18 protein-coding genes are annotated in these 18,389 nt (G+C 63.7%); 12 read left to right on the top strand and 6 right to left on the bottom strand.

Features of this window, described 5'->3' with window-relative positions; all coding sequences use genetic code 11:
- Window positions 1-5: 5 nt before the first annotated feature.
- Window positions 6-1,502, bottom strand: a complete 1,497-nt coding sequence (gene benA / locus H9627_RS02275; protein ID WP_191732389.1) for a benzoate 1,2-dioxygenase large subunit — start codon at window positions 1,500-1,502, stop codon at window positions 6-8.
- Window positions 1,503-1,981: 479 nt separating this feature from the next.
- Here benA and catA point away from each other — a divergent pair, with 479 nt between their 5' ends.
- The 7 genes from catA (at window position 1,982) to pcaC (ending at window position 7,465) form a co-directional block, all read left to right on the top strand.
- Window positions 1,982-2,842: a catechol 1,2-dioxygenase gene (gene catA, locus H9627_RS02270; protein WP_191732388.1), complete on the top strand. Its 861-nt coding sequence runs from the start codon at window positions 1,982-1,984 to the stop codon at window positions 2,840-2,842.
- A gap of 76 nt (window positions 2,843-2,918) precedes the next feature.
- On the top strand, window positions 2,919-4,040 hold the full coding sequence (locus H9627_RS02265; protein WP_191732387.1) for a muconate/chloromuconate family cycloisomerase: 1,122 nt from the start codon (window positions 2,919-2,921) through the stop codon (window positions 4,038-4,040).
- A gap of 9 nt (window positions 4,041-4,049) precedes the next feature.
- Complete coding sequence (catC, locus tag H9627_RS02260) at window positions 4,050-4,343, top strand: muconolactone Delta-isomerase (RefSeq protein WP_191732386.1); 294 nt, start codon at window positions 4,050-4,052, stop codon at window positions 4,341-4,343.
- A gap of 230 nt (window positions 4,344-4,573) precedes the next feature.
- Window positions 4,574-5,266 carry a protocatechuate 3,4-dioxygenase subunit beta gene (gene pcaH / locus H9627_RS02255; RefSeq protein WP_191732385.1) on the top strand — a complete coding sequence of 231 codons (693 nt, stop codon included), beginning with the start codon at window positions 4,574-4,576 and terminating at the stop codon, window positions 5,264-5,266.
- A 36-nt stretch (window positions 5,267-5,302) separates the two neighbouring features.
- Window positions 5,303-5,917: a protocatechuate 3,4-dioxygenase subunit alpha gene (pcaG, locus tag H9627_RS02250; protein WP_191732384.1), complete on the top strand. Its 615-nt coding sequence runs from the start codon at window positions 5,303-5,305 to the stop codon at window positions 5,915-5,917.
- A 39-nt stretch (window positions 5,918-5,956) separates the two neighbouring features.
- Window positions 5,957-7,063, top strand: a complete 1,107-nt coding sequence (gene pcaB / locus H9627_RS02245) for a 3-carboxy-cis,cis-muconate cycloisomerase (protein ID WP_191732383.1) — start codon at window positions 5,957-5,959, stop codon at window positions 7,061-7,063.
- 3 nt (window positions 7,064-7,066) lie between these two features.
- Window positions 7,067-7,465 (top strand): 4-carboxymuconolactone decarboxylase, encoded by a 399-nt coding sequence (gene pcaC / locus H9627_RS02240; RefSeq protein WP_191732382.1) that lies wholly within the window; start codon window positions 7,067-7,069, stop codon window positions 7,463-7,465.
- 127 nt (window positions 7,466-7,592) lie between these two features.
- Here the strand turns inward: pcaC and H9627_RS02235 are convergent, their stop codons facing one another.
- From H9627_RS02235 to H9627_RS02220, 4 genes are read right to left on the bottom strand one after another with little or no spacing between them, the layout of a single operon-like run.
- Complete coding sequence (locus tag H9627_RS02235) at window positions 7,593-9,776, bottom strand: helix-turn-helix transcriptional regulator (protein WP_191732381.1); 2,184 nt, start codon at window positions 9,774-9,776, stop codon at window positions 7,593-7,595.
- Between the two features lie 32 nt (window positions 9,777-9,808).
- On the bottom strand, window positions 9,809-10,567 hold the full coding sequence (gene pcaD / locus H9627_RS02230) for a 3-oxoadipate enol-lactonase (protein WP_191732380.1): 759 nt from the start codon (window positions 10,565-10,567) through the stop codon (window positions 9,809-9,811).
- A 2-nt stretch (window positions 10,568-10,569) separates the two neighbouring features.
- A complete protein-coding gene (locus tag H9627_RS02225) occupies window positions 10,570-11,790 on the bottom strand; it encodes an acetyl-CoA C-acetyltransferase (protein WP_191732379.1) in 1,221 nt (406 codons plus the stop codon).
- A gap of 29 nt (window positions 11,791-11,819) precedes the next feature.
- On the bottom strand, window positions 11,820-12,587 hold the full coding sequence (locus H9627_RS02220; RefSeq protein ID WP_191732378.1) for an IclR family transcriptional regulator domain-containing protein: 768 nt from the start codon (window positions 12,585-12,587) through the stop codon (window positions 11,820-11,822).
- Window positions 12,588-12,658: 71 nt separating this feature from the next.
- Between H9627_RS02220 and H9627_RS02215 the strand changes: the two genes are divergently transcribed.
- The 5 genes from H9627_RS02215 (at window position 12,659) to H9627_RS02195 (ending at window position 17,341) form a co-directional block, all read left to right on the top strand.
- Entirely contained in the window at window positions 12,659-13,402 is a 744-nt protein-coding gene (locus H9627_RS02215; protein WP_191732377.1) for a CoA transferase subunit A, read from the top strand.
- Entirely contained in the window at window positions 13,402-14,052 is a 651-nt protein-coding gene (locus H9627_RS02210) for a CoA transferase subunit B (protein ID WP_191732376.1), read from the top strand. The genes H9627_RS02215 and H9627_RS02210 overlap by 1 nt, the downstream gene beginning before the upstream one ends.
- A gap of 158 nt (window positions 14,053-14,210) precedes the next feature.
- Complete coding sequence (gene clpX / locus H9627_RS02205) at window positions 14,211-15,491, top strand: ATP-dependent Clp protease ATP-binding subunit ClpX (RefSeq protein ID WP_191732375.1); 1,281 nt, start codon at window positions 14,211-14,213, stop codon at window positions 15,489-15,491.
- A 374-nt stretch (window positions 15,492-15,865) separates the two neighbouring features.
- Window positions 15,866-16,402: a hypothetical protein gene (locus H9627_RS02200; RefSeq protein ID WP_225213358.1), complete on the top strand. Its 537-nt coding sequence runs from the start codon at window positions 15,866-15,868 to the stop codon at window positions 16,400-16,402.
- A gap of 6 nt (window positions 16,403-16,408) precedes the next feature.
- Window positions 16,409-17,341 (top strand): AEC family transporter, encoded by a 933-nt coding sequence (locus tag H9627_RS02195; RefSeq protein ID WP_191732374.1) that lies wholly within the window; start codon window positions 16,409-16,411, stop codon window positions 17,339-17,341.
- Between the two features lie 6 nt (window positions 17,342-17,347).
- Here H9627_RS02195 and H9627_RS02190 read toward each other — a convergent pair whose 3' ends face one another.
- Complete coding sequence (locus H9627_RS02190; RefSeq protein WP_191732373.1) at window positions 17,348-18,127, bottom strand: TetR/AcrR family transcriptional regulator; 780 nt, start codon at window positions 18,125-18,127, stop codon at window positions 17,348-17,350.
- Window positions 18,128-18,389: the final 262 nt, after the last annotated feature.

Here is an 18,389-nt window from a genome sequence, read left to right as displayed (position 1 = left end):
AGGGATTAGCCGCGGGAACGGCGGCGACGGCGGGGCTGCTCACCGGAGCTGGCCTTGGCTGCGGCCTTGGCTGCCTCACGGGCCTGGGCTGCTGCGCGGGTGACCTCGGCGGTGGCGAGGTCGTCGTTGGCTTCCTTCGCCTGGATGCTCTGGGCGTTGACGGCCTTCTGCATGAGGTCGTGCCAGTAGTGGTGCTGGATCGGGTAGAGCCCCTCATCCTCGGTACGGGCACCGGAGGAGAGCACCTCGTTCATGCCCAGGCCCTTGGCGACCTCGTTGGGGCCCTCGATCTGGTGGCCGAGTCCACGGGTCATGTCGTTCCACGGGAAACCGGTGGCCAGGTAGGTCTTCTGGCAGGAGCGGAACTCCTCCAGGTCATCCGGGGTGGCCATGCCGGTGGCGTTGAAGAAGTCCTCGTACTGGCGGATGCGGTTGGCGCGTGCCTGTGCGGACTCACCCTTGGGGGCGATGCAGTAGATGGTCACCTCGGTCTTGTCCACGGAGACGGGGCGGAAGTGGCGGATCTGGGAGGAGAACTGGTCCATGATGTAGACGTTCGGGTACAGGCACAGGTTGCGGGATGCGCCGACCATGAACTCGCCCTTCTCCTCGCCGAACTTCTCCTTGAGCTCGTCACGACGATCGAACAGTGGGCGATCCTCTGGGTTGCCCCACCACATCCAGAGCAGCATGTGGCCGTTGGGGTAGGAGAAGTAACCGCCACCCTGCTTGCCCCAGGTGCCGGCGTCCATGGCCTTGGTCTCGTTGGCGGACTCACCGGTGCCACGGCGGGAGGTGGTGGCTGCGTAGTTCCAGTGGGTGGAGGAGACGTGGTAACCGTCAGCGCCGTTCTCGGTCTGCAGCTTCCAGTTGCCGTCGTAGGTGTAGGTGGAGGAACCACGCAGCACCTCGAGGCCGTCCGGGGACTGGTCGACCAGCATGTCGATCACGGTGCGGGTGTCACCGAGGTGCTCCTCCAGGGAGACCACGTCGGGGTTGAGGGAGCCGAAGAGGAAGCCACGGTAGGACTCGAACTTGGGCACACGGCGCAGGTCGTGGGAACCGTCCTTGTTGAAGTTCTCCGGATACGCGCCGTCCTTCTCATCCTTGACCTTGAGCAGGGCACCGTCGTTGGAGAAGGTCCAGCCATGGAAGGGGCAGGTGAGGGTGGTGCGGTTGTCGGTCTTGCGGCGGCAGAGCATGGCACCACGGTGGGAGCAGGCGTTGATCAGGCAGTTGAGCTCGCCGTCCTTGGAGCGGGTGATCATGATCGGCTGGCGGCCGATGTAGGTGGTGAAGTAGTCACCCGGGTTCGGGATCTGGGACTCATGTGCCAGGTAGATCCAGTTGCCCTCGAAGATGTGGCGCATCTCCAGCTCGAAGATCTCCGGATCGGTGAAGATGTTGCGGTTGACGCGAACAATGCCCTCCTCGGGGCGGTCCTCGAGTGCGCGGTCCAGGGTGTTCTGGACGCTTTCAAGGTTAACGATAGGGGTGGACATGATGTACCTCCGTGAGTTGCTGATGAGGGGATTGCCAACCGTTTTCCCGTGTGTCGCGTCAGGCTCGTTGTCTCCAGCGGCAGGTGACGGGGTGGAAATGAAGATGGTGTTCTGGTGGCGTAGTACCCACTATGCACCACCCATGAGCTGAATCACATTAGGGGAAGACCTAGGGTTACCTCAGGCCTCGATGTTCGCATGACGAACAAGTGCGCGAAGAGCGCTTCTGCGACCAGCGATAATGTCATATAGGGCCTGTCAAATGATCTAAAAGTGTCATGTAGGGCCAAAAGTCGTCTCTTGACTCACCGCATGAATGGGGACACAGTAGTGTTATCCAGTTGAACCGATCACATGACGGGTTGAAGCGCCATGTGAAACGAAAAGGCCACTGGACCTCAACTCGCCAGGTGACTGGGCGGGAACGGATGTTAGCATCCTGCCACCCCCACCTTGCCCCCGCACTAAGGAGTATCAAGATGACTTCGGTCGAGAACCAGACTGTTGATCCCACCGCCCACGACTCGGGTAACAAGGCTACCGAGAAGTTCAAGGCAAACCGCGTTTCCTCTGACACCTCCAAGGAGCGTGCCAACGCGATCTACACCGATCTGCTGGCCGCCATCGCTGAGGTCGCCCACAAGCACGAGATCACCTACGAAGAGTACGCAGTGCTCAAGCAGTGGATGATCGACGTCGGTGAGTACGGCGAGTGGCCACTGTGGCTGGACGTCTTCGTCGAGCATGAGATCGAGGAGATCAACTACAACCGCCACGACTACACCGGCACCAAGGGTTCCATCGAGGGCCCGTACTACGTGGAGAACTCCCCGAAGCTCCCATGGGACGGCGAGATGCCGATGCGCGACAAGGACAAGGCCTGCACCCCGCTGATCTTCGAAGGCCAGGTAACCGACCTCGACGGCAACGGTCTCGGCGGCGCCGAGATCGAGCTGTGGCACGCCGATGAGGATGGCTTCTACTCCCAGTTCGCACCGGGCATCCCGGAGTGGAACCTGCGTGGCACCATCGTCACCGACGAGGAGGGTCGCTACAAGATCAAGACCCTGCAGCCTGCTCCGTACCAGATTCCCCACGACGGTCCGACCGGCTGGTTCATCGAGTCCTACGGTGGACACCCATGGCGGCCAGCCCACCTCCACCTGCGCGTCTCCCACCCGGGTTACCGCACCATCACCACCCAGCTGTACTTTGAGGGTGGCGATTACGTCGAGAACGACGTCGCCACCGCTGTGAAGCCTGAGCTCGTCCTCCACCCGGAGGCGACTGGGGACGGCAACCACGTCCACTACCCATTCGTCCTGGACAAGGAAAACTAGAACTCTCCGCCCTTGCTTTAAGTCCCGATCACCGGTTTTCTGGTGTCGGGACTTTGGCCGTAGTGAAAGTGATTTGATGGCTGACCTGACTATCAACCGAGTTGAATCCCGCATCCTCGATGTTCCCCTCATCCGTCCCCATGGTTTCGCCACCACCACCTCCACCGTGCAGCACATCCTCCTGGTGAGCGTGCACCTGGACAATGGTGTGACCGGTTACGGCGAGGGCGTTGTGCCCGGCGGCCCCTGGTGGGGCGGCGAGTCCGTTGAGACCATGAAGGCACTTGTCGACGGTTACCTCGCCCCCGTACTTGTCGGCCGCGAGGTCTCCGAGCTGGCCGGCATCATGGCCGACCTGGAGCGCGTCGTCGCCCGTGCACGGTACGCCAAGGCCGCCGTGGACGTCGCAATGCACGATGCCTGGGCACGCGCCCTGAACGTGTCCGTCCGGGACCTGCTCGGTGGCACCGTGCGCACCGAACTCGACTGCACCTGGGCACTGGGTGTCCTGCCACTTGAGGTGGCTGTCGAAGAGATCGAGGGGCGCATCGCCACCTGGGGTAACCGTTCCTTCAAGCTGAAGATGGGTGCCGGTGAGCCCGCCGAGGACACCCGCCGTGTGGCCGAGCTGGCCCGCGAGGTCGGTGACCGGGTCTCCCTGCGCATCGACATCAACGCGCGCTGGGACCGCCTCACCGCGCTGCGTTACCTGCCCGAGCTTGCCGACGCCGGCATCGAACTCTTCGAGCAGCCGACCCCCGCCGAGGACCTGGATACCCTGCGCGAGATCACCCGCCGCACCAACGTCTCCGTCATGGCGGATGAGTCCGTCTGGACCCCGGCCGAGGCACTCGCCGTGGTCAAGTCCCAGGCCGCCGACGTCATCGCCCTGAAGACCACCAAGCACGGTGGTCTCCTGGAGTCCAAGAAGATTGCCGCCATCGCCGAGGCCGGCGGACTGGCCTGCCATGGTGCCACCAGCCTCGAGGGCCCGATCGGTACCGCTGCCTCCCTGCAGTTCGCCGCCTCCACCAAGGCCGTGTCCTACGGCACCGAGCTGTTCGGTCCGCAGCTGCTCAAGGACACCTACGTGGTCCAGGACATCGAGTACCGCGATGGCCTGGTCATCGTTCCGCAGGGTCCGGGTCTGGGCGTTGAGCTGGACATGGACAAGGTCAACTTCTACACCCGTAAGTAAGGAGCTTCAATGCTGTTTCTGGCACGTATGGACGTCCACTTCCCCGAGTCGATGACCCAGGAGGTCATGGCTGATTTCCAGGTTCGGGAGAAGGCCTACTCCGGCGATCTGCAGTCCCGCGGAATCATGAAGGCCATCTGGCGCGTGGTGGGGGAGTATGCCAACTACTCCATCTTCGATGTCAGTGATCATGATGAGCTGCACTCCATCCTCAGCGGCTTCCCCATGTTCAAGTACATGGATGTCAAGATCACCCCGCTGGCCAAGCATCCCAATGCTCTGGAGTACTACCTGTTCGACTAGTTCCCGCAAGGATATGGCCGGGGGAGGTGTCACCACGTGGTGGTGGCACCTCCCCTTATCTTCTCCCTTAACCCTTATGCACACCCCTAGTTAACCCCTTGGTGTCTCGAAAGCTGCTGGTGGCCCCGGCGGGCACCTAAGCCCAGGTGTTCGACCTGCGAACCCCTTGTCTGGGCTGTGCAAACCCTCTACTTTGAGATCTACATCACTGGACAAGAAAGGCCCCCGTAATGGAGATTCCACATTTCGCGCCGACGGCCGGGCAGTACTCCCCCCTGCACTTCCCCGAGTACCGCACCACCATCAAGCGCAATCCCAGCAATGATCTGATCATGATCCCCAACCGCCTGGGTGAGTCCACCGGTCCCGTCTTCGGTGATCGTGACCTCGGTGGCATCGACAATGACATGACCAAGGTCAACGGTGGCGAGGCCATCGGCCAGCGCATCTTCGTCCACGGCCGCGTCCTCGGCTTTGACGGCAAACCCGTCCCCCACACCCTCGTGGAGGCCTGGCAGGCCAACGCTGCCGGACGCTACCGCCACAAGAACGACTCCTGGCCGGCACCCCTGGACCCACACTTCAACGGTGTGGCCCGCACCCTGACCGACAAGGACGGACGCTACAGCTTCTACACCGTCATGCCGGGCAACTACCCGTGGGGCAACCACCACAACGCGTGGCGCCCGGCGCACATCCACTTCTCCCTGTACGGACGTCAGTTCACCGAACGTCTGGTCACCCAGATGTACTTCCCGAATGATCCTCTGTTCTTCCAGGACCCGATCTACAATGCCGTGCCCAAGGGTGCCCGCGAACGCATGATTGCCGTCTTCGACTACGACGAGACCCGCGAGAACTTCGCCCTGGGATACAAGTTCGACATCGTCCTGCGTGGCCGCAACGCCACCCCCTTCGAATAGCAGCCGCCCCTTTCAACAGAAACAGGAATCACCGCAATGATTGACACCGGGAAGAACGGCGAGTTCCGTTACGAACAGTCCACCATCACCGACCAGGATGAAGCCGAGTTCGGCATCACCCCGTCCCAGACCGTCGGCCCCTACGTCCACATCGGACTCAGCCTGGAGGACTCCCACCTCATGGTCGAACCGGGCACCGAGGGCGCGATCGAACTTGAGGTCGCCGTCGTTGACGGCAACGGCGATCCCATCGCGGATGCCATGTTCGAGATCTGGCAGGCAGGTCCCGACGGGGTGCACAACTCCGACCTGGACCCCAACCGCACCACCCCGGCCACCGCCGACGGTTTCCGTGGACTCGGTCGCGCCATGGCGGATGCCAACGGTGCCGCCACCTTCACCACCCTGACCCCGGGTGCGGTGGGCGAGGAAGCCCCCCACTTCAAGGTCGGCGTGTTCGCCCGTGGCATGCTGGAGCGTCTCTACACCCGCGCCTACCTCCCGGGTGCAGACCTCAGCGCCGACCCGGTGCTGAACGCCGTGCCGGAGGATCGCCGCGACCTGCTGGTCGCCACCGAAACGGGCAACGGCTACCGTTTCGATATCACCATCCAGGCCGAACAGGGCGAAACCCCGTTCTTCGCACTCTAGGATCCGCCCTTTAGGACCCCGCAGGAGACCACCAACCCGATGACCCGCTCCCTCTACTCCGATCTCGCCGGCGAATCCGCCGCGCACCGACACCTCTCCGACGAGGCCTTCCTGACCGGTCTGCTCACCGTCGAATCAGCGTTGTCGGTGGCCGCGGCCCGCGCCGGGGCTCTCAGCGATGCCGAAGCCGCCACCGCGGTGGAGACCATCCGGAACTACCACCCCGACCTCGAGGAGATCTCGCGTCAGTCGGCGGAGGGGGCGAACCCGACCATCCCGGTGGTCAAGGCCCTGAAAGCCATTGACCCGACCGGAATCCACCCGGGTGCGACCAGCCAGGACATCATCGACACCTCCCTTATGCTGTGCCTGAGGGATGCCACCGGTGAGATCATCGCGGAGCTGGGGGAGCTTGCCGACCTGTTGGCGGAGCTGACCCGTACCCACCGTGACACCCCGATGATGGCGCACACGCTCGGGCAGCAGGCCGTGCCCACCACCGTCGGGTGCATCACCGCGGGGTGGCTCCAGGCTGTCCTGCGGTCCAGGGCGGCCCTGCAGGAGCTGCGCTTCGAGGTCTCCTACGGCGGTGCCGCCGGCACGATGACCGCCACCCACCCGCACGGGTTCGCCATCCAGGATGCGCTGGCCGCGGAACTCGGTCTGCACAATTCGGGCCTGGTCTGGCACAGTGACCGCATCCCGGTCACCACCATCGCCGCGGCCCTGGCCACCGCGGCCGGGGCCGTCCGCAAGATCGCCGGCGACGTCATCTTCCTCTCCGCCTCGGAGATCAGCGAGCTGCGCGAGGCCCAACCCGGCGGCAGCTCCGCCATGCCCCACAAGGCGAACCCGGCGGCGGCCATCGCCTGCGACGGTTACGCCCGCCGCGTCCCCGGCCTCCTGGCGACGCTTTTCGACGCCCTCGACTGCCGCCTCCAGCGCGGTACGGGAAGCTGGCATGCTGAATGGCAGACCATCCGGGAGCTCGCCGCCGCCACCGCATCCGCTGTCGGCAGGTGTCGACGCAGCATCGATGGCATCGTGGTGGACACCGACCGCATGGAACAGCACCTGACCGGCACCGATGTCGGCCATGCCCCGGAGATCGCCGACCGGGTACTTGAACTCTACGAAGGGAAATAACCGATGAGCCTGTATGACCAGGGCCGCGAGGCCGCCTACGAGACCGGGATGAAGAACCGCCGTGCCGTCCTGGGGGACGCCCACGTCGATGCCGCACTGGCGAAACAGACCGATGTCACCCGGCCGTTCCAGGATTTCATCACCCGCACCGCCTGGGGGGATGTGTGGGAACGCGAGGGCCTGGACCATACCCAGCGTCGCCTGCTCACCATCGCCATCCTCACCGCCGTGGGCAACCACGGTGAATTGGACATGCACATCCGCGCGGCACTGCGCGCCGGGGTGGATTCCGAGACCATCGGTGAGACCCTGCTGCACACCGCCATCTACGCCGGTGTGCCCAATTCCAACCACGGTTTCAAGTTGCTCAATGATGCCGTTGAGGAGCTCGGGGGCAAGTAACGCCTGACTTTTTCGACACAACCGGGCCATGGGGGAGGGGTTGTGTCGAAATAATCGCGTGTCGGCGGGGTTGGCCTTCGACTTTTTCGACACCGATGCTCCCCGGGAGCGCCGGTGTGTCGGGATCCTAGATGGCCTCCAGTGCCGTGCCCAGGGCCGCACGCCCATTGACGCCGAACTTCTTGTACACGCGTGTGAGGTGGTACTCCACGGTCTTGGTGGACAGGGAAAGTTCCCGGGCCACCTCGGCATTACTGGCACCCTCGACCACCAGGGCGGTGATCTGTTCCTCCTGCGGGGTCAGTCCCTGCGGGGAGCGGCGGCTGCCACCGAGACCACTGACCCGGCGCTCACCGGCGCAGCGTGCGGCCATGGTGACCGCGCCCATGGCGGTGAAGACCTCCTCGGCGCGGGTGAACATCTCGGCGGCCTGACTGCGCCTGCCCATCCGGCGCAGCACCAGCCCGAATTCGAAGAGGATGCGGGCCTCATAGGCGGGCATGGTCACCGAGGTGATCGCATCGACAGCCTCGGACAGCATCTTCACACCCCGGGCGGCGGCACCGCGCTGGATCTCGATGATCGCGGAGGGCACCAGGTTGCGGGCCCGCAGCGACAGGATCCCGGAGTCCTGCTGGCGCTGCGCACTCTCCTCCATCACCAGCGCCGCAGTGTCCACGCGCCCCGACCGGATCAGGGACAGCGCGTACATGTCCTCCCACGCCCAAAATCCGGGCTGTTGGGTGTCGGTGTCGTAGACGATGGAGGCCAGGTTGTCACCGGCTGTCGCGGCGGTCCGGGTGTCATAGACCATGGCGGCCACGATCATCCGGCCCATTGCGGCGGGCAGTTTCTGGATCATGAAGGCATCCCCGGGTACTGCGATCCTAGACAGGTAGTGCCGTGACAGGTTTTCCTGCCCACTCAGTGCCGCCACCTGCGCGCCGGTCCACAACAGCACCGGCTCCAGGAGTGGGGTGCCGGTGCGGTCGCCGGTGGCCAGGCTCCGTTCGACCACCGCGGCGGCCTGGGGGAATTCACCGAGCACGTAATGCGCACGGGCGAGGAAGGCGGACTGCCACAACCCGATGAGTTCGGAATCACCGTGCCGTCGGCGGGACAACAGTTGTCTGGCCTGGGTGGGATCGTCATAGACCAGCGACAACCATCCGGTGATGAAATCACGCAGCTGCTGTCCCGTGGCGGTGTGGGGTGTGGGCAGCGTGCCGACGCGTGGCCTGGTTCCGTGCTCGAGGGCGTCGGCAAGCAGTCCGAAGGTCGCGGCATCAGGGGAGCCACCATGGCTGGCGAACTCCCGGATCCCCCGGGGATCCCAGCGCGCCACGCTGTGCATGGCGGTCAGGAGTGAGGGAGGGGAACCGTCGAGAAGCTGTGCGGTGGCGCGGGATTGCCCCGCGTACAGGCGCAGCTCGGCGCGGTCGCCGGGCAGATGGTGGGCGTGGATCCGGGCCAGGGGGAGATTGCCACGGGCAATATGCTCATCCACCACGGTCTCCGAGGTACGCCACCCGCTGGTGTCCAGATGATCGGAGAGCTGACGGGCCACACCCGGTGGGGTGGCGGACCGGACCGCGGCGCGGTGTTCCGGACGGGGGAAACGGACATGATCGGAGTTCACGGTGAGCAGTCCCGCCGCCACCTGTTCATCCAGTTCGGCAGCGAGGTGGTCGGGAATCTCACCCAGCGGGGCACCGTCCAGGGGGTAGGAGGCCACCACCTGGAGTACCTCCCCGGTGTGGCGTTCCCAGTGCTCGGGGATGATGATGGCCGGTTCGTCCTGCGACCAGTGATCGACGGGGGCGGCGTCGACAAGCTCCCTAACCAGATCCGGGAGACCCCCGGAGGCGTCGTGGAGGCGGTGGGCGGTGACCGGCGTGCAGCGCCCCACGATCTGCAGCACCAGTTCGTAGACCTCATCCACCGTCAGCGGTGGCAGGGGCACCACATCGGTGGCCTCGGCCAGTCGACGTGTCGAGGTGCCCAGGATGATCACCTGCGGGGTGCCCGGATCGTGGAGCGCGGCCAGGACCTCATCGAGGTTGGTGGCGCGGTCCACATGATCCGCCACGATCACCGTGGGCGCGGCCGGGATGGTGAAACCGGTTAGCGACGGCAGCGTGAGCACCTGGTGCTCGGTCAGCTGCCGGGCCAGCTCACGGGTGAAGTGCTCCCTGTTCACACCAGCCGGGCCCGTCACCAGGATGAAACGACTGCGGTCCGAGGCCGCGATATCCGCCAGGATCCGCTGCCGCAACAGAAGACGCCTGGGGAGGAGACCGGTGGTGAGCATGAACTGGGGCACTTCCTAACTATGGAACTGGATTACTTGAAATGTGCGGCCAGCAGTGCGCTGACCTCCTCCGGACGCTCGAGGGTGGGCACGTGCGCGCCGGGGGAGAGCACCTCGGCGGTGGCGGGTCCTGAGACACCGTCGGCGATGATCTGCAGGGTCTCCGGCGGGGTGGAGGGATCATCGGCGCCGGCGATGGTGAGTACCGGAACGGTGATCTCGCCGAGGCGGTCGGTGAAGTCCCAGGTGGCCAGGGCCTCACAGGCCAGGGCGTAGCCTTCTGCGGGGGTGTCGATGATCATGTGCTCGTAGTTCTCGCGCGCAGCCGGGTGGGTCTCCAGCCAACCCGGGGAGAACCACCGCTCAATGACGGCCTGGGACAGCGACGCGGTGCCGTTCTCGCGGGTGGCGGAGGCACGGTCATACCAGCCCTGTGGCTCACCGAACTTCGCGGCGGTGCACAGGAAAGCGGCGGCGGTGACACGGTCGGAGGTGGCGGCCAGGTACTGGGCCACGGCACCGCCCAGGGACAGACCGATTACGCCGAACTTCTCCACGCCCAGGGAGTCGAGGGTCTCCAGGACGTCGGTGGCCAGGTCGGCCACGGTGGGGGTGACGTTGACCAGGGGGGAGCTGCCGTGTCCGCGGTGGTCGACGGCGATGACGTGGAAGTCCTTGTGCAGGGCATCCAGCTGCGGCACCCACATGGCGGTGGTGGACCCCAGGGAACCGATGAACACGAGGGTCTTGTCATTATCTTCGCCGTAGGCGACGTGGTGCAGGATGGTCATGTTTAGTTCTCCTTCTCAAAGACTGCTGCCAGGCCCTGTCCGCCACCGATGCACATGGTGCACAGGCCGTAACGGGTGTCCTCGCGCTGCATGCGGTGGGCGAGGGTGACCACCATGCGGGCACCGGTCGCGCCGACGGGGTGGCCCAGGGAGATGCCGGAACCCAGTGGGTTGAGGCGTTCGTCCTCCCAGGTGATGCCCCATTCATCGAGCACGGCCAGGGCCTGTGCGGCGAAGGCCTCGTTGAGTTCGATGGATCCGATGTCGTCCAGGGTCAGGCCGAGGCGGTCGAGGACCTTGCGGGTGGCGGGGACGGGGCCGATGCCCATGGTCTCCGGGGGCACGGCGGCCAGGGCCCAGCCGGCAAGGCGGATCATGGGGGTCAGGCCGAGCTCCTCGGCCTTGGCACGGGTGGTCACCACGACGGCTGCGGCGCCGTCGTTCTGGCCGGAGGCATTGCCGGCGGTGACGGTCGCGTCCTCGTCCTGGCGTCCCATGACGGGACGCAGTTTGGCGAGCTTTTCGACGGTGGTATCAGGCCGCGGGTGCTCATCCCGATCGATGACAATCGGGTCGCCCTTGCGCTGAGGGATGGTGATTGGCACGATCTCATCGGCGAAGAGGCCGTTTTCCTGTGCGGCACCGGCGCGCTGCTGGGAGGCGGCGGCCATCTGGTCCTGGGTTTCGCGGGGGATGTTGTATTCGCGGCGGAGGTTCTCGGCGGTCTCGATCATGCCACCGGGGATCGGGTGGTTGCGGCCACCGGCGGTCTCACGGGCCTCGGCGAGGCGGTCACGCAGCTGCATGTCGCCACCCTTGACGCCCCAGCGGATGTCACCGGAGACGGTGTACTCGGTGCGGCTCATGGATTCCGCGCCACCGGCGATGATCAGGTCGGCAGCACCGGCGGAGATGTGCGCGCCGGCGGTGACGATCGCCTGCAGGCCGGAACCACAGCGACGGTCCAGCTGCAGGCCGGGGACGTTCTGACCCAACTTGGAGTCCAGTGCCACGACGCGGCCCAGTGCCGGGGCGGAACCGTTGGGGGAGCCCTGGCCGAGGATCAGATCATCCACGTCATCACCGGTCAGGCCGGTCTTGTCCACGATCGCATTAACCACCGCGGTGGCCAGTTCCTGGACAGGGACGCCGGTGAAGACGCCACCGTAGCGGCCAACGGGGGTGCGCAACGGGGAACAGATGACAATATCTTGGGGATTCATGAAAAAGTATCCTTAAGGTTTTGGGTTGTCTAGATAGTTGCGGCCAGGTCCGCGGAGATGGCCCGCGCGGTGTCCAGCAGATGGGGCAGGAACTCCCGGCGGACATCCTCCACGGAGTTGGAGGCCGACTGGGTGGAGATGTTGATCGCCGCGACCGCCTCACCGTGGGCGTTGGTCACCGGCGCCGCCAGTGACCGCAGACCAGGTTCGAGTTCCTGATCCACCAGTGACCACCCTCGTTGGCGGGTCGCCTCGATCTCATCCCTGATCGTCTCCGGTGGCAGTGCCCGGGCGGTCAGCTGGAGCGGCGGTGTCCGGGTGAGGATGGATTCCATCTCCTCGGGGTCGAGTGCCGCCAGCAGCACGCGCCCCATGGAGGTGGCATAGGCCGGGAACCGGGTGCCCAGGGTGATCGATACCGTCATGATACGCCTGACCGGCACGCGGGAGACGTAGATGATGTCGGTGCCGTCCAACACCGACATGGAACTGGATTCACCGACCTCACGCGACAGCGCCTCCAAGCGGGGCTGAGCGATGGCAGGCAGGGTCAGCGCGGAGAGGTAGCTGGTGCCCAGTTCCAGCACACGGGGGGTGAGCTGGAACTGCGTACCGTTGGTGACGGCGTAGCCGAGATTCACGAGGGTGTGGAGGAAACGGCGTGCCGTCGCCCGGGAGAGCCCGGTGGCGGTAGCGACCTCGGAGAGGGATTGGGAGGGGGAATCCGCGCTGAAACTGCGGATGACGGACAGTCCTCGGGCAAATGACTGCACGAAATCCGGGGAGGTTGGGATCATTCGATCAACTCCTTCTTGTTCGCTCAGCGAACCCTTGTGCATTGAATGAACATTACGATAGCATGGTCTGCATGATTGACAAGACCTTTTCATCCACAGCTGAAGCCGTGGCCGATATCCCGGACGGTGCCTCCATCGCCGTCGGCGGGTTCGGCCTCGTCGGTATCCCCACCCTCCTCATCAACGCACTGCGTGACCAGGGCGCTGGTGAACTGACCATCATCTCCAACAACTGCGGTACCGACGGCCAGGGCCTCGGACTGCTGCTGGAGGATGGCCGGATCGTCAAGACCATCGGCTCCTACATCGGCGACAACAAGGAGTACGCACGTCGCTACCTCGAGGGTGAGCTCACCGTCGAGTTCACCCCCCAGGGCACCCTCGCCGAGCGCATGCGCGCCGGTGGCGCGGGCATCCCCGCCTTCTACACCACCGCCGGTGTGGGCACCCAGGTCGCCGAGGGCGGTCTGCCCCAGCGTTACAACAAGGACGGCTCCGTCGCCCTGGCCTCCAAGCCGAAGGAGACCCGTGAATTCAACGGGCAGCTCTACGTCATGGAGGAGGGCATCCGCGCCGACTTCGCCCTGGTTCACGCGCACAAGGCCGACCGTTTCGGCAACCTGGTCTTCCGCAAGACCGCCCGCAACTTCAACCCTGATGCCGCGATGAGCGGAAAGATCACCATCGCCCAGGTCGAGCACCTGGTCGATGACCTTGACCCCGATGAGGTGCACCTCCCGGGCATCTACGTCAACCGTGTGGTCCATGTCGGCCCACAGGAAACCGGTATTGAGAACAGGACGGTGTCTAACTAATGACTTGGGACCACAACCAGATGGCTGCCCGCGTAGCCCAGGAACTCGAAGACGGCCAGTACGTCAACCTCGGCATCGGCATGCCCACCCTCATCCCGGGCTACCTGCCCGAGGGCCTTGAGGTCATCCTCCACTCCGAGAACGGCGTCCTCGGTGTCGGACCGTACCCGACCGAGGACGAGCTCGACCCCGAGCTCATCAACGCCGGCAAGGAGACCATCACCGTCAACCCGGGTGCCTCCTACTTCTCTTCCTCCGACTCCTTCGCCATGATCCGCTCCAGGTCCATCGATGTCGCCGTCCTCGGCGTCATGGAGGTCTCCCAGTACGGTGACCTGGCGAACTGGATGATCCCCGGCAAGCTGGTCAAGGGCATGGGAGGGGCCATGGACCTGGTCCACGGTGCCTCCAAGATCATCGCCATGACCGATCACGTGACCAAGAAGGGTGCCCCCAAGATCCTGGAGGCATGCCGTCTGCCCCTGACCGGTGCCAAGTGCGTCGACATGATCGTGACCACCCACGCCGTCTTCGACGTGGATCCGGAGAAGGGTCTCACCCTGGTGGAATGTGCTGACGGTGTGACCGTGGCCGAGCTGCGTGAGATCACCGAGGCCGATTTCGCACTCGGTGAGGGCGTCACCGAATAGTCGGATGAACGTCACACGCTGGTGTGATGAACCGTCCAGTGGCCCGCACCCCTCGCCGGTTGCCCCGGCGCGATAAGATGGAACAACCCCTCGCCAATATTGTTGGTTAGAGTTGTAGGCAGTAAATCTTTCGATGTGGAAGCGGGTCACACAGTCTTATGGCACGAATGCAGGAAAGCGCCGATCTGCTCAAATGCTCTTTCTGTGGCAAGAGTCAGAAACAGGTTAAGAAGCTCATCGCGGGTGGCGCGGTCTACATCTGTGATGAGTGCATTGAGCTCTGCAACGAGATCATCGAAGAGGAGCTCGGACAGACTCAGGGGCAGGAGGAGGAGCACAGCGAACTCCCCAAGCCGTCGGAGATCTCCGCGTTTCTGGACAAGTACGTCATCGGCCAGGATCACGCGAAACGGATCCTCTCCGTGGCGGTGTACAACCACTACAAACGTCTGCGGGCACATGAGCAGATCGGTGGTCGTCGTCGCCGCGATGAGGAGGACACCGAGCTGATCAAATCCAACATCCTCCTGTTGGGCCCGACCGGTTCCGGTAAGACCTACCTCGCCCAGACGCTGGCGAAGCTTCTCGACGTCCCCTTCGCCATCGCCGACGCCACCTCCCTCACGGAGGCAGGCTACGTGGGCGAGGATGTGGAGAACATCCTGCTCAAGCTGCTGCAGGCCGCTGACTTCGATGTGGAACGCGCCCAGCGGGGCATCATCTACATCGATGAGGTGGACAAGATCTCCCGCAAGTCGGAGAACCCTTCGATCACCCGGGATGTCTCCGGTGAGGGTGTGCAGCAGGCACTGCTGAAGATCCTCGAGGGCACCGTGGCCGCGATCCCACCCCAGGGTGGGCGCAAACACCCCAACCAGGATTTCATCCAGCTGGACACCACCAACATCCTCTTCATCGTTGCGGGTGCCTTCTCCGGTCTGGAGAAGGTCATCGGTGAGCGTCGCGGTAAGAAGGGCCTCGGCTTCGGTGTGGAGGTCGCCTCGAAGAAGGATGAGGAGAAGGAGGACATCTTCAAGGATGTCCGTCCGGAGGACCTGGTGAAGTTCGGTCTGATCCCTGAATTCATTGGCCGCCTGCCGGTGGTGGCCACCGTGGCGAACCTGGATCAGAAGTCCCTGGTCAAGGTGCTCACCGAACCGCGCAATTCCCTGGTCAAGCAGTACAAGCGTCTGTTTGAGATGGATGACACCCTGCTGACCTTCACCGATGACGCCCTGGATGCGATCGCTGATCTGGCGCTGGAGCGCAAGACCGGTGCCCGTGGTCTGCGTGCCATCCTGGAAGAGATCCTCGTACCGATCATGTACGACATCCCCGACCGTGATGATGTCACCGAGGTGATCATCACCGGTGAGGTGGCCCGTGGTGAGGCGGAGCCCGAGCTGGTCATCCTGGCCGCGGAGGAGAAGACCGCCTAGGTGTTGCCCTGACGGCCGCCGGTGCAGACTTTCTGCGTCGGCGGCCGTTTCTGCGTGTCCGGGGTGCATAAATCCCGGGGTAACACCGTCTCCGACCGGGCAAACCCTGTACGGTCATACCAGTGGCATCGCCCGCCGGAACCCTGATCACCTCAGGTGGAGACCCCCGGGCGGCCCAGAGACCCCAGTGACACCGGTGTCCGGTACAGGTACAGCCCGCTATCGCGGGGTTGGTACCCCGGTCACCTGTTCCCCGCGCACGAACCCGTACGAACCCAGGAGAAACCGTTGTTAGATGTCATCACCGGATTGCCTATCCTCGCGAATTCTCACACTAGTCCAGTGTTAGTCCAGGCTGCGCTACCGTGATGAGAATGACTGGCCAGCCCGACATGTCCCGAGGATTCGGCATCGAAGACCTCGACCTGTCAAAAATCGAAGAGGCTTTGACCCCTCGGCTCAACGGTTTTATCTCCTCGGAGAACCTTTACTCGCACGAAGGGACTCGGAAAGAGCCAAAGTTCACCGTTGTCGCTATTTTCAGGCATGAACTGGCCATCGATACTGTCCTCGCCATTGAAACTGACTACGACCCAGGAATCGCATTTGCGGGTTACCAAGTGGTGGGGGCAAGAACACGTTTCCACCGTGATCTCAGTACCTCCGATCTCTACCACGCAGTCGCTGCAGAGCTGTGGGTCGATCAACTGGCAGGAGATTATCCGGTGGGTAAAGTCGATTTCGATAATCCTTGTAAGATCACCTGGCCCTTCCATGACGATCATGAAGTTCACCTAGGGACGCTGGGAGAACTAATCGAGTACAGCCAACCCCTTATCGGCAGTGACGACCTTTGGCTGAACGTCGCTTTCGTTGAAGGAAAAGCAGCACTTTTGAAAGACGATGAGTAGACAACATTGTTAAACGTCATCACCGGCTTCGCCATCATCCTCTCCGTCATTGGGGTGGGACTGCTGCTGGCCAAGGCCGGGGTCATCTCCGACGATAAACAGCGCCTGGTGCTCAACCGCATCGCCTTCTATGCCGCGACCCCGGCCCTGTTGTTCTCGGTGGTGGCCAATTCGGACCCGCAGCACCTGCTGTCGCCGGTGATCGTGGTGACGTTCATTGCCACCCTGCTCACCGCCGCCCTCTACTGCGTGATCTCCGCGGTGTTCTTCAAGAAGGATCTGGCCACCACGGCGATCGGTGCGGCGGCGGCCTCGTATGTCAACTCCAACAACATCGGGCTGCCGGTGTCCATCTACGTCCTGGGAACCGGTGCCTACGTGGCCCCGGTGCTGGTGATCCAGATGGTGATCTTCGCGCCCATGATCCTCGCGGCCCTGACCACAGGAGAGCAGGGTGGATCGCGGGGAGCGAAGATCTGGGCGGCGTTCCGCGGGTCCATACTCAGCCCCGTCGTGTTGGCGTCCATCGCGGGACTGATCGTCAGCCTGACACGGGTGGAGGTCCCGGCGGCCATCATGGAGCCTACGGTGATCCTGGGCGGGGCGTCGATCCCGTTGATTCTCATCAGCTTCGGAGCGTCCCTGCCGTCGACCAATGTATTGTCATCCCGCGCCGATCGGCCCAGCGCCATCACGGCCACCGCCATCAAGATCGTAGGCATGCCGGTGATTGCCTGGCTCGTCGGTCTTGCCTTCGGGTTGGAGGGCGATGAGATGTACGCCGCAGTCATCCTGGCTGCCCTGCCCTCAGCCCAGAATGTGTACAACTATGCGGCCACCTACCGCCGGGGTGAGATCCTGGCGCGTGACACTGTCTTCCTCACGACATTCCTGGCCCTGGGAGGCATGCTCGGGGTGGCCTTCCTCTTCGGGCGGTAATTCGCCCTATTCCTCGAACAGGTCGGTTTCGAAGGCGTAGATGTCGGTGTCCTGGGTCGGGGCGGTGGAGCTTTCGCGGGTGGTCAGGTAACTGGCTGACTCGGCATCGGGCAGGTTTGAGGTGAGGAAGGCCAGGACCGTGTCCACCACCAGGCGGCGCATGCCCTCAACATTGGATTCGCTGGTGAGGTCCACATCGTAGATCTGGTCCATGGTCAGCTGGTTGGAGATGCGGAAATACCCCAGTGAACTGATGAGGACCAGGACATCCTCGGCGGAGATGCCGGGGCGGAATGCGCCGGCATCCTGACCGAGCATGAGCAGCTTGTCCAGGTTGAGCAGGAGGTTGCTCTCATCATTGAGGGCTGCCGCGCTCTCCACACCACCGTGGTTGTGGAGGTTTTCCATGAGGATCAGGCGGATGGCCTCGGGGTTGTTGATGATGGCGTTGTAGATCGCCTCCACGATCTTGCGGACACCCTCGACCGGGACTGCGGATTCCAGCTGCATGGCCTCCGCATCGGGGCGCAGCATGTCCAGGGCGTGGGAGATGGTCTTGACGTACAGACCCTTCTTGTCACCGAAGTAGTAGTGGATCATGCGCTTGGACATTCCGGACGCCTTGGCGATCTTCTCCAGCTTGGTCTCGTTGAATCCCTGCTCGGCGAAGTGGCTCAGTGCGGTGACCACGACATCATCCGGTGTCGCCGCGTGTGCGCTGTCCGGGGTGGTGAAGTCGTGGTCATCAGCATGGGGGTCTGCTGAGCCTCGGTCGGAAACGGCCATGATCTCTTCGGTCCTTTCGGGTGACGTGGTTGAGAGTGGCCCGCGTTCAGGTAGGAATGCGGAACGGGACGTGGCAGGGTTCACGCCACTGGCGATAAAGGTCATATCTTTGAATGAAACCCAACCAACACTATCAAATGGTGCCCGAAACTCCGTCGAAATGCTCGTGTACGCCAGCGTCATCCCACTTTCCCCCGGGAATCCCCGGTACAGGGGTACAGGAAAGCGGTGAACGGGGGTGATTATCACATCAGCTTATGCG

The sequence above is a fragment of the Corynebacterium gallinarum genome, assembly GCF_014837045.1.
In the GTDB taxonomy this organism is placed as follows: Bacteria; Actinomycetota; Actinomycetes; order Mycobacteriales; family Mycobacteriaceae; genus Corynebacterium; species Corynebacterium gallinarum.
The sequence above is the reverse complement of the archived record's forward strand: the minus strand, read 5'-3'. Positions and strand labels throughout refer to the sequence as shown.

Excerpts from the sequence above, each read along its gene's own strand:
- H9627_RS02200 (WP_225213358.1), top strand. The coding sequence starts at position 15,866 with ATGACTGGCCAGCCCGACATGTCCCGAGGATTCGGCATCGAAGACCTC.
- pcaH (WP_191732385.1), top strand. The coding sequence starts at position 4,574 with ATGGAGATTCCACATTTCGCGCCGACGGCCGGGCAGTACTCCCCCCTG.
- H9627_RS02235 (WP_191732381.1), bottom strand. The coding sequence starts at position 9,776 with ATGCTCACCACCGGTCTCCTCCCCAGGCGTCTTCTGTTGCGGCAGCGG.
- H9627_RS02190 (WP_191732373.1), bottom strand. The coding sequence starts at position 18,127 with ATGGCCGTTTCCGACCGAGGCTCAGCAGACCCCCATGCTGATGACCAC.
- pcaC (WP_191732382.1), top strand. The coding sequence starts at position 7,067 with ATGAGCCTGTATGACCAGGGCCGCGAGGCCGCCTACGAGACCGGGATG.
- H9627_RS02210 (WP_191732376.1), top strand. The coding sequence starts at position 13,402 with ATGACTTGGGACCACAACCAGATGGCTGCCCGCGTAGCCCAGGAACTC.
- H9627_RS02225 (WP_191732379.1), bottom strand. The coding sequence starts at position 11,790 with ATGAATCCCCAAGATATTGTCATCTGTTCCCCGTTGCGCACCCCCGTT.
- H9627_RS02265 (WP_191732387.1), top strand. The coding sequence starts at position 2,919 with ATGGCTGACCTGACTATCAACCGAGTTGAATCCCGCATCCTCGATGTT.
- H9627_RS02220 (WP_191732378.1), bottom strand. The coding sequence starts at position 12,587 with ATGATCCCAACCTCCCCGGATTTCGTGCAGTCATTTGCCCGAGGACTG.
- pcaG (WP_191732384.1), top strand. The coding sequence starts at position 5,303 with ATGATTGACACCGGGAAGAACGGCGAGTTCCGTTACGAACAGTCCACC.
- benA (WP_191732389.1), bottom strand. The coding sequence starts at position 1,502 with ATGTCCACCCCTATCGTTAACCTTGAAAGCGTCCAGAACACCCTGGAC.
- catC (WP_191732386.1), top strand. The coding sequence starts at position 4,050 with ATGCTGTTTCTGGCACGTATGGACGTCCACTTCCCCGAGTCGATGACC.
- pcaB (WP_191732383.1), top strand. The coding sequence starts at position 5,957 with ATGACCCGCTCCCTCTACTCCGATCTCGCCGGCGAATCCGCCGCGCAC.
- clpX (WP_191732375.1), top strand. The coding sequence starts at position 14,211 with ATGGCACGAATGCAGGAAAGCGCCGATCTGCTCAAATGCTCTTTCTGT.
- catA (WP_191732388.1), top strand. The coding sequence starts at position 1,982 with ATGACTTCGGTCGAGAACCAGACTGTTGATCCCACCGCCCACGACTCG.
- pcaD (WP_191732380.1), bottom strand. The coding sequence starts at position 10,567 with ATGACCATCCTGCACCACGTCGCCTACGGCGAAGATAATGACAAGACC.
- H9627_RS02215 (WP_191732377.1), top strand. The coding sequence starts at position 12,659 with ATGATTGACAAGACCTTTTCATCCACAGCTGAAGCCGTGGCCGATATC.